Source organism: Mailhella massiliensis, assembly GCF_020741395.1.
GTDB lineage: Bacteria > Desulfobacterota > Desulfovibrionia > Desulfovibrionales > Desulfovibrionaceae > Mailhella > Mailhella massiliensis_A.
On record NZ_DYZA01000203.1, the window covers coordinates 1 to 4,226 of the forward strand.

A 4,226-nucleotide genomic window follows, 5' to 3' on the forward strand; every position below is an offset into this window, starting at 1 on the left:
GATCATGGGGTATTTGAAAGGGAAAAGTTCCCTGAGGATATTCGAGAGTTTTCTGCATCTGCGCTGCAAGTTCGGCAAGCGCCGTTTCCGGTGCACCGGTTATGTTGTCGGCACGGTGGGAGTCAATGAGGCGACCATCATCAAGCATGTGCGGGAGCAGGAGGAACGAGACAAGATAACGGATCAGTACAGCTTGGTAGAACGGCCCGTCAGTTCGTTTACGGGCAGCCGGGCAACAACCCCTTATAGGGTCAAATCAAACAGCCTCTTGAAGGGGCGGTCCTGACTTTGCCTTTTTCCGTGCTGTGCGGGCTTTTTCCGGCCTTCCTTTCCCGGGGCCGCGCCCGCCCCGCGCGGCTTTCGGACAGCTTGCCGCGGCCCTGCGGGCTTTTTCCGGGTCGCCCCGCACTTTCCCAAAAGCCGGAAGCGGGCGAAGCTGTTTTCCGTGAGTTCCGGTGCCCGCTTTTCTGTGGCGGGAGAGGGCGTTTTTGCCTAAGCTGGAGAGGGTGCTTCCCCGCACCGGGGGCCGGAAGGCGGGGCGCGGCGCAACCTGCAAAAAAGGAGCGGAAGCCATGGCCGTCATGATACCGGAAGAGCTGCCGAAGGAAGCGACCGACAGCGAAAAGGATATCTATGGATTCTTCAAAAGCCTTCCCTTTTCCTACCATGGGTGGTTCGATCAGGACATAGGGGGCATACGGCCGGACTTTCTGCTCTACACGCCGGAAAACGGGCTTATCGTGTTTGAGGTGAAGGCGTGGGAGCTTGCGCAGATATACGGCGGCGACAAGTACCGGACGCAGCTTCGCGCCGGGCTTCGCTACGAGATGAGGAAAAGCCCCTTCGGCCAGGTGCAGGCCTATCTGGACGAACTCAAGGGGCTCATGGGAGAAAAGGGCTCCGGCAGGTATATCCTGCCGCTGGAGATGGGAGTCATACTGCCGAACATCACCAGGAAGGAATACCTGAAGCGCGAGCAGGACGCGGGGGGCAATATTTCCCGCATCACGGATCCTGTGAGGACGATATTCAAAGACGATCTCAACGGCCTTCGGGCTTCCCCGGACAGGGGGGCGGCGTTTCAGGCCTTTCTCAACGAGCATTTCCGGCCCTTTTTCCCCATGAAGCATACGCCGGAGCTTCTGGGCGAGGTGAAGAAAAGGCTGCTTTCCAAGAGCGTGTGTTTCAAGACCGTCTGCGGCCGCCGGGAAGGGGACGACCTCATCCGGCTGGACGAAGACCAGGCCTCCGCAGCCCTTTCCCTGCGCGCCCGATGCCGGCTGGCCGGGCCTGCGGGCAGCGGCAAGACCGTGGTGCTGGCGCGCAGGGCGAGGTATCTTCTCGACAAGGGGCAGAAGCGCATCCTTTTTCTCTGCTTCAACCTTTCGCTGGCCGGCTATCTGCGCCGCATGCTCTCCAATAACGGCGTGCCGCTCATGCCCCAACGGCCCGTGCCGGAAAAGCTTCCTGAAGGCGAGGGGGTTCTCGTGCTTCCCGTATTCGACCTCATCGCCTGCCTCAACGGCAGCCCCGTCAAGGGCTCTTCCCGGCAGTATTTCAGCGACGAAGCCGACATGGCGCGCCTTGTGCTTCAGGAAGAAGGCTGCCCCCACTGCGGAAGCTGGGATGCCGTCCTTGTGGACGAGGGGCAGGATTTCACCCCCGCCATGGCGGATATTGTGGAAAGGCTCCTGAAGAAGGGCGGCTTTCTCCACATTGCCGTGGATCAGGCCCAGAACCTCTATGCCCCGGCCTTGCCCGAGGTGTGGAAAGGCATGGAAGTGCGCCGCCTTCCCCGGCGCTACCGCTGCACAGGGCCCGTCATGGCCTTTGCCGAAGACTGGCTGGCTCCGGAAAACTTCCTGCCCGGGGAGCTTCTGGGGCGCTCCGGCGGCGCGTTCCCTTCCGTGCTCACCGCGCAGGACGAGGCCGAAGCCGCGCGCATGGCCGCCGAGGATATCGTGGCCGGTGTGGAGAGCGGCCTGCCCCAGGGCGACAATGCGGTGCTCTATGTGAAATCGGGCGGCCTGCCCGCGCTTCTGGAAAGGGAACTGGCCCGGAAAGGACTCATGACGGTGACGGCTTCCGACAGCGAAGAGAGCAAGCGCCGCTACGACATCACGCTGGATTCCGTGACTCTTTCCACGGTGCACAGCATGAAGGGCATGGATTTTTTCCATGTCGTGCTTCTTCTGCCTCTGTCCTGCTCCGACGGACGGCAGGGCAGTCTTCTCTCCTCAATGGATGAAACCGTGCGCCGGGAAAGCTGGGAAAAGGCCCGGGCGCGGAATCTGCCGAAAAGCTCCCTTCGTTCCGCCGTGTATGTGGGCATGACGCGCGCCCGGGAAAGCCTTACCGTGATCTGGTATGACGACGCCGGGGCAGGGACGGGCGGCCCTGGGCGAGTCGGCCCTGAAAAAGAGGGATAGGGGGAGGGAAAGCGCCCTTCCCGGGCTTTTCCCGTTTTCCCTGAGGGGGAGGCGCGGCGGAAAACCGGCATACCGGGAAGGGCCGCGCCGTGGGGAGGGCTCCCCGGGCAGGCGCGGGAGCCTATGGCCCCCGGACGTGGGGGAGGGGCTATGGCTGGAAAGGGGCCCATGGCCGAGGCCCTGCTTTTGTGCCTGCGCTTTTCCATGGCGGCCTTGCGCTCATTTCCGGTGCGGGCGTTGTGAGGAACGGCGCCCGGGTGCTGAAGCGGGCATGGGGCCCTGCGGGGAAGCCCGGCCCGCGTATTCTTCCTGCAGGGACTTGAGGTAGGCCCAGTGGCCGGAAAAATCCCCCGGCCTTTTCCGCAGTTCGATATCAAGGTTGAACAGGTTGAGCTTCCCCTTCACGGGAACAGGCACACATTCCATTACGGTGCGGAGATGCCAGGCATAGCCGTGCAGCACGGCGCGGATATCTTCAGGCCGTTGCATGCAGGAAGCCGGGATATCGGCGCGCGTCATCATGCGCACGTCAAGCAGCTCGACGACACCGAGCACGACGCCGCCGGGCAGGACAAGGCCGGATTCAAGCGTGTACGGCTGCCTTGAGGCACATATTGCCAGCGGGCCGCGATAGCTGGTTTTCCAGGTCCTGCATTCCACAGTTTTTTCCCCCGAGACGATCAATGAGGCCCAGGGCTGCCTTACGGAGATTGCTTTCATGCGCCGCCTGCCTGTTTGCGGGAAAGCATACTGTCTTTTGAAGGAGAAGGAAACACCCGCGGGCGTGGGGGGGGGTAAAGTTTTAATGCCGCGCCGGCGCTAGGGCCGGAAACACCTGCGGGCGTGGGGCAGGGCGTCCCGGGGCTTCGCCTCGGAAAAGCAGAAATTGTTGTCGTCGGAATAGGTGCAGGCGTATCCGCAGCTTTCCCAAAGCACGACGAAGGCGGGATAGAGATGCTCCCGCCTTTTTTCCTCATCTGTCCCGAACCGGAAATAACGGATGGGGTGCGTCTTCAAAAAATCGAGCATGATCCTGGCCGCCTTTCTGTAGACCGGCATGCCGAGGGTCTTGTTGCGGGCGGGAAGGTATGCCGTTCCCGGAATTTCATGCCCGAATTCATCCCGCGGAGGATAGCGCATATCCGGCACGATCTGGAAGTCGTCCGTCATGCCTGTCCGGTATGAGGGCATGCCCGGAACACGGATTTGTTTTTCAAAGGTCGGCCCGTCGTCCGGCGGCTATTCTCCTGGCGATATGTTGACGGTGAAGTGCGGCGTTTTCCCGGAGGGACGGGCCTCGACGGGGAGGCAGGCAAAGGGGTTTGCGAAGCGTTGCGCGCAGGGGCGGCTGAGCGCGGCAGAAAACAAGCCCGCTGAAGCCTTTCCCCCAGGAAGGGGCGTTGCAGGGCCCTTTTCGCGTGCGCGGCCTTGTGGCACAGGGGGCGCTCAGGCATGGATATTACAGAAACGCCCGCGAACCGGAGAACCCTTCAAGCAACGCTTTAACTTTTCCGGGCCCACGCCTCAAGGCATCTGCGCGGAAAAGCCCCGCCTCAAGCCGCGCCTGCGGGGGAAGAACATTTGAGGGCTCCGGCATTTTTCGAGCCCGCCCTTGCAGGGCCGCGCCGGAGGGGCAGGCGCGCCGACGTGGGAAGGGCGCGATACAAGGCCTGCCCGAAGGCTTTTGATGCCCCGCAGGCGTGGGGAAGGCTGGCCACCATCGACCACACGAAGAAACACCCCCACGGGCGTGGGGAAGACGCTCCGGTAAGATCCTGATCTCTGTAATATTCAGAA

The 4,226-nt window shown here is 62.2% G+C and carries 5 protein-coding genes; 2 read left to right on the forward strand and 3 right to left on the reverse strand.

Annotated elements, in window-relative coordinates:
* Together K8W16_RS10000 and K8W16_RS10005 are read left to right on the forward strand one after the other, a co-directional pair.
* A partial coding sequence (locus K8W16_RS10000) for a transposase (protein WP_369694470.1) occupies window positions 1–286 on the forward strand: 286 nt, incomplete at its 5' end.
* Between the two features lie 286 nt (window positions 287–572).
* Window positions 573–2,429, forward strand: coding sequence for an NERD domain-containing protein (locus K8W16_RS10005; protein WP_304123184.1), 1,857 nt, complete (start codon window positions 573–575; stop codon window positions 2,427–2,429).
* Between the two features lie 219 nt (window positions 2,430–2,648).
* Here K8W16_RS10005 and K8W16_RS10010 read toward each other — a convergent pair whose 3' ends face one another.
* The 3 genes from K8W16_RS10010 to K8W16_RS10020 all read right to left on the reverse strand — a co-directional run.
* Complete coding sequence (locus K8W16_RS10010) at window positions 2,649–3,149, reverse strand: ASCH domain-containing protein (protein WP_304123187.1); 501 nt, start codon at window positions 3,147–3,149, stop codon at window positions 2,649–2,651.
* A 99-nt stretch (window positions 3,150–3,248) separates the two neighbouring features.
* Window positions 3,249–3,599, reverse strand: a complete 351-nt coding sequence (locus K8W16_RS10015) for a hypothetical protein (protein WP_304123189.1) — start codon at window positions 3,597–3,599, stop codon at window positions 3,249–3,251.
* Between the two features lie 383 nt (window positions 3,600–3,982).
* On the reverse strand, window positions 3,983–4,226 hold a 244-nt coding region (locus K8W16_RS10020), incomplete at its 5' end, for a hypothetical protein (protein WP_304123191.1).